This is a genomic window from Flavobacterium piscis, from assembly GCF_001686925.1.
Classification (GTDB): domain Bacteria; phylum Bacteroidota; class Bacteroidia; order Flavobacteriales; family Flavobacteriaceae; genus Flavobacterium; species Flavobacterium piscis.
This window is the reverse complement of sequence record NZ_LVEN01000018.1, coordinates 1-5,138: the sequence shown is the minus strand read 5'-3', so window position 1 is coordinate 5,138 and position 5,138 is coordinate 1. Positions and strand designations below refer to the sequence as shown.

Sequence of the window (5,138 nt, the reverse complement as noted above, 5' to 3'; positions counted from 1 at the left end):
CATTTTTATCCAGATAAATCGTTCCTATATTATTTAAAATTTTAACCAGTTTGGTTGGATCCTTTCTGGACTTTTGATACTTGTATACGTTTAAAAAATACTTCAATGCCTTTGCCTTATTATTGCCTTTAGCATAAATAATGGCAAGATTATTCTCGACTCTTGCAGCTTCCTGAACATCGTCGTTGCTTTTATAAATATCATAGGCTTTTAGGTAGTATTGCAAAGCAATATCCAAAACATCTTTTGAGTCGTAGATGTCGCCGGCAGTAATATATACTTTTGCTAAGCTTAATTCTGAATTAGCTGTTTTTTTTGCTTCATTTTCAGCCAATTCTACGTATTTAATTGCCCTTTCCCAATCTGAATTTTGGAGTTTTAAGGCAATTTTTAGAGACAATTCAACTTTTTTCTCATGATTTTCAATGGTATTTAAACTATCAATTAGTTCTTTAGTTGAAGGTTGAGAGTGAATACAAAAAGATAAAAAAAGAAGAAATATTGTGAATAATCGTGCCATCATTTTAAACTCTAAAGAAGAATTCAAATTTAAACAAATAAATATTTTTAGAGACGAAACTGATTATTGAATTTTTAAAAACATCAAAAAGCATAAAAAAAGACTGCTCAAATTGCAAACAGTCTTTTTTATAATTTTTAAACTTAATAGTTTTTTAAGCCATAAACAAAGCGTACTTATTATAATTATACAAGACTTGGTCGTAAGGCACTAAAGTTGTTGCTACTTTTTCTGATGAAGCTTTAAATACGATTCCGTTATGTTTTCTAAACAAATAAATCTCTTTTAGGCAATTCGACAAACTTTGATGAATTGCTGTGGTAAAAATCGGTAATTGCTTATCGCCTACCAACAAATCGATTTGGTAATTAGAACTGCTTTTAGACAAGTTATTACCTATTATTCTGATCGTAAATGTAGTTGATTTACCGTATTGCTCACCTTGATATTGTACTACCATAATTTTATAATTAAAAAGGTTAGATTATTTTTTCGTTCAATTTTATTATGCAAATTGATGAATTAAAGTTATAAAAAAAAAGCAAATTCTTAAAAAATAAGCTCTTAATTATATATTATTTTTTTATCCGAAGAAATAAGGTTTTTTGCATCCCTATTTAAAGAAAAACGCTGTACGAATTATTGCATACAATTTAAAACACATTTTCAAGAATAGAATTATAGATTAACAAATACAAAATAATGGCAATCAACATAGTAACCTTACATTATTGCATCAACTAAAATGCTTTTATCTTTACTTTTTTGTTTAAATTTGAACAACTAATCTAAAAACCCTAATCTCATGGAAATGAATTTCTTACCCTTTTTTATTTCGGCATTAATTACTCTTGTTACCGGTTTTATCTGGTATAATCCTAAAGTCTTCGGAACGGTCTGGATGAGAGAGGCCGGGCTAACATCAGAAGCTCTGAAAAACGGAAATATGATTAAAATTTTCGGACTCACTTACATCTTTTCTTTAATGATGACTATGATTATCTCAGCATTAACAATTCACCAATCCGGAGCAGTAGGAATGGTTGGCGGACCTCCTTTGATAGAAACCGCAAAACCTTCATTCGCTGCTTTTATGGCCGATTACGGAACTGCATATCGTACTTTTAAACATGGAGCTCTTCATGGTTTTATATCGGGTTTATTTTTTGCTTTTCCAATGCTGGCTATTAATGGTTTATTCGAAAGAAAATCCTGGAAATATATTTTTATCAATTCCGGATACTGGATTTTAACCCTAACCTTAATGGGCGGAATTATATGTGCGTATGCATAATACCAAAAACAACAACCCGTTTGAAATTTACCATTCAAACGGGTTTTTCTTAATAATAACTTAAACCGGACGAGTTATTATAAATATTACCTAATTTTGAAAAAATTAGCTTACACTTTTGAATACAACATATTCTTTTAAAATTTACAACAGCACATCATCATTGCCTTTAGAATGGAATTCGCTGGCTGTAAATAATATTTTTTTGACCAGAGAATATCTCGAAGTACTGGAAAATTCTTCTCCGGTAAATATGATTTGTCATTTTATTGGGATTTTCAATGAAGATAAACTCGCAGGAATTGTCCTGACCCAGTTTTTATTTGCAGAAAAACTCGATTCTTTTGGAGAACGCGATCAGTGCCTAAAAACTTCTGTGCGTAATTTTGCTTTTAAAAACTTTGCATCGCATGTATTATTCGTGGGCAACAATATGCTTACGGGACAAAATGCTTTTGCTTTTGATAGCGCTACAAAGCAGTCAAAAGCAATTAAAACACTTCATAAAGCAATTAACCAGCTTAAAAAAGACCTGAAAGCGAGCGGGAAAAAGGTACACATTACGAGTATAAAAGATTTTACCGCAGCAGAAATTGAACCCTTACAAGCGGAATTCAAGAATAATTATACCTTTTCGACCCAGCCCAATATGATTTTTGAAATCAATAAAAACTGGACAACTGAGCAGGATTATATTGATGCTTTATCAAAAAAATATCGCGATCAATACAAACGTGCCCGCAAAAAAGCTGACGGGATAAGAAAGCAGAAAATGTCTCTTGAAGATATTAAAAAATACGAAGATGTTATTTACGATTTGTACTTTCATGTGGCCAAAAATGCTCCTTTCAACACTTTTTTCTTAGCCCGAAATCATTTTAGTTTTTTTAAAGAAATCATGCAGGATAACTTTTTGTTTTATGGATATTTTTTAGACGAAAAGCTAATAGGTTTCAATACACTGATTAAAAACGGAAATACAATAGACACCTACTTTTTAGGTTATGATGAAACCATTCAGCGTGAAAAAATGTTGTATCTCAATATGCTGTACGACATGATCGCGTATTCAATCAATCAGGGTTTCTCTGACATTGTCTTTGCTCGCACTGCACTTGAAATTAAAAGTTCTGTAGGTGCAAAACCCTTAAAAATGTACGGATTAATTACGCATAGCAATGCTTTGATCAATCATAATATTGCCAAATTGTTTAATTATCTTGAGCCTAAAACAGACTGGCAGGAACGAAATCCTTTTAAATAAATAGCCTTTACAAATAACTAAACTCAATGTCACTCCCATGGAGCTATTGTAATATTGTTATCTAATTTTCTATAAATATTACGCCCTTACAGGGCTAATTCTAAAAATAGCTCTATAGGAGCGTCATATTTATAGCGACATATAAGTGTTAAATCTTTAGCCCCATCTGGGCGAAATATTAAATTTTCCAGTTACTTGCCAAGATCCCTCGTTTCTTGGAATGACAAAAGTATGCAGCTTTGCTTTTTAAGGAATCGCAATTTTCATTTGTTTGTGCAGAATATGAATGTCTAACGAAGTCTGTGCGCCACAATATTCTCCATCAATCTGAAAATTCACAGGGTAATTTGTTTTTATAGTCGCTTTATCTGTCGAAATAATCACAATATCATCAGAGTCAATGGGCATATTTCCAGTAATGATTTTTCCAAGTAATAATATATCAAGGCTTTTTAGAATCACTAACTCAAATCTTCCATCGTTCATCGCGCCATTTGGATTAATTGTCACGCCGGTTCCGTACTTTTTAGAATTGGCTATTACAATCATTCTTGCCGTATGCTCAACCGTTTCTTTATTTGCTGTAATTGTAGCAACAAAAGGTTCGTTCGAATCAGCAAGAGTATTGTAAGCCTGCAAAGCGTATCCCCAAATTCCTCTCAGATTACTTTGTTCGTAGTTTTTAACCAAATCGGCATTAAGACCAATATCGCTTAAATGGATACTTTTTTTACCGTTGATGCAAATCATGTCCATTTCGATATAACGGCTTAGAAAGGCAATTTTAAGGTTCTCTTCAATTGTACTAGGCAAATTAAGATCTACAGATAAACCATTTGCCGAGCCAGCAGGTAAAATGCCAATAATAACATCAAACTGCTCTACGGCTTCGGCAACCATTTTTATAGTTCCGTCTCCGCCTGCTACTATAATACGCTCAGGTTGCAATTGATTATACAGTGATTGTATTTCTTTTTGGTCACTTTTGCCCGTAGTTTCGTAAACTTTCAGGTCAAAATTATTCGTAGTTGCAAATTCTTCTACAGCCTCAATCAAATCTGATTTATCAAGGTCTCCGGAAATAGGGTTTACAACAAATATGATATTCTTTTTCAAAGTTTTATTTTTAAAGTCAATTAAAATAATTAATTTACAGCATCTATCTATAAATATACGCAATTAATGAAACCAATTTTACAATTATATCGAGGTTATGCCAATGAACAAGAATTAATTGTAATGGGCCACGTTTTTAAAAGAACGTATGACTATGATTTTCAGAAGAAAAACCTAAAAAATGCACGTTCAATTATCAATCAGTTCAGGATAAAAACGCTTGAAAATTTTGATATTTATCTAAAGTGCGGTAATCACGAAATTCATACCAAAACGTTAGACGATGGTTATTTTAAGTTTTGTATTCCGCTTGATACCGAAACTGATTTTGGATGGATGGAATATGAAGTGAGCCTTAGAGATGAAAATGAGACTATAACCGAAAAAGGCAGTTTCATTAGACCTCATAAAGGAAACCTGGGAATTATATCTGATATCGATGATACTTTTTTGATTTCGCATACCCAGAATTTCTTTAAAAAAATCTATATTCTTTTATTTAAAAATGTAAACGACCGTAAGGTTTTTACAGATGTTGTACCGCATTATCAGGCTTTGAGTTCGGCCGGAAGAAACAATAAAGAAGAAGAAAATGCTTTTTTTTATGTTTCAAGCAGCGAGTGGAATTTGTATCGTTTTATTGTAAAATTCACTAAAATACATAAACTGCCACGAGCTGTAATATTATTAAAAGATATCAGAAGAGGCATCACCGACTTTTTTATGAGCGGACGCGGAAATCACGACCATAAGTTTGATAAAATAAAACACGTTCTGGAGTTTTACCCTAACCTTAAATATGTTTTATTAGGTGATGATTCGCAACATGATCCTGTTTTGTACGAACGAATCTGCAAAATATTTCCCGTTACGGTAAAAGCGGTTTATATCAGGCAAACGGGTAAAAATCAAAAACAAGCAACTAAAAAAATCATGAAAAATTT

At 32.2% G+C, this 5,138-nt stretch carries 6 protein-coding genes; 3 read left to right on the top strand and 3 right to left on the bottom strand.

Features of this window, described 5'->3' with window-relative positions; all coding sequences use genetic code 11:
• Positions 1–520: tetratricopeptide repeat protein (locus tag FLP_RS09775; protein WP_165606661.1), on the bottom strand; the 520-nt coding region annotated here is incomplete at its 3' end.
• A 154-nt stretch (positions 521–674) separates the two neighbouring features.
• Positions 675–980, bottom strand: coding sequence for a hypothetical protein (locus FLP_RS09770; RefSeq protein ID WP_065449339.1), 306 nt, complete (start codon positions 978–980; stop codon positions 675–677).
• A gap of 345 nt (positions 981–1,325) precedes the next feature.
• On the opposite strand from FLP_RS09770, the gene FLP_RS09765 reads away from it, so the two are divergent.
• Positions 1,326–1,814: a DUF1761 domain-containing protein gene (locus FLP_RS09765; protein WP_065449338.1), complete on the top strand. Its 489-nt coding sequence runs from the start codon at positions 1,326–1,328 to the stop codon at positions 1,812–1,814.
• A gap of 118 nt (positions 1,815–1,932) precedes the next feature.
• Entirely contained in the window at positions 1,933–3,078 is a 1,146-nt protein-coding gene (locus tag FLP_RS09760; RefSeq protein ID WP_065449337.1) for a peptidogalycan biosysnthesis protein, read from the top strand.
• Between the two features lie 246 nt (positions 3,079–3,324).
• Here the strand turns inward: FLP_RS09760 and FLP_RS09755 are convergent, their stop codons facing one another.
• Positions 3,325–4,194, bottom strand: coding sequence for a diacylglycerol/lipid kinase family protein (locus FLP_RS09755; RefSeq protein WP_065449336.1), 870 nt, complete (start codon positions 4,192–4,194; stop codon positions 3,325–3,327).
• Between the two features lie 66 nt (positions 4,195–4,260).
• Here FLP_RS09755 and FLP_RS09750 point away from each other — a divergent pair.
• The coding region (locus tag FLP_RS09750) for an App1 family protein phosphatidate phosphatase (RefSeq protein WP_065449335.1) at positions 4,261–5,138 on the top strand (878 nt) is incomplete at its 3' end.

Excerpts from the sequence above, each read along its gene's own strand:
- FLP_RS09770 (WP_065449339.1), bottom strand. The coding sequence starts at position 980 with ATGGTAGTACAATATCAAGGTGAGCAATACGGTAAATCAACTACATTT.
- FLP_RS09765 (WP_065449338.1), top strand. The coding sequence starts at position 1,326 with ATGGAAATGAATTTCTTACCCTTTTTTATTTCGGCATTAATTACTCTT.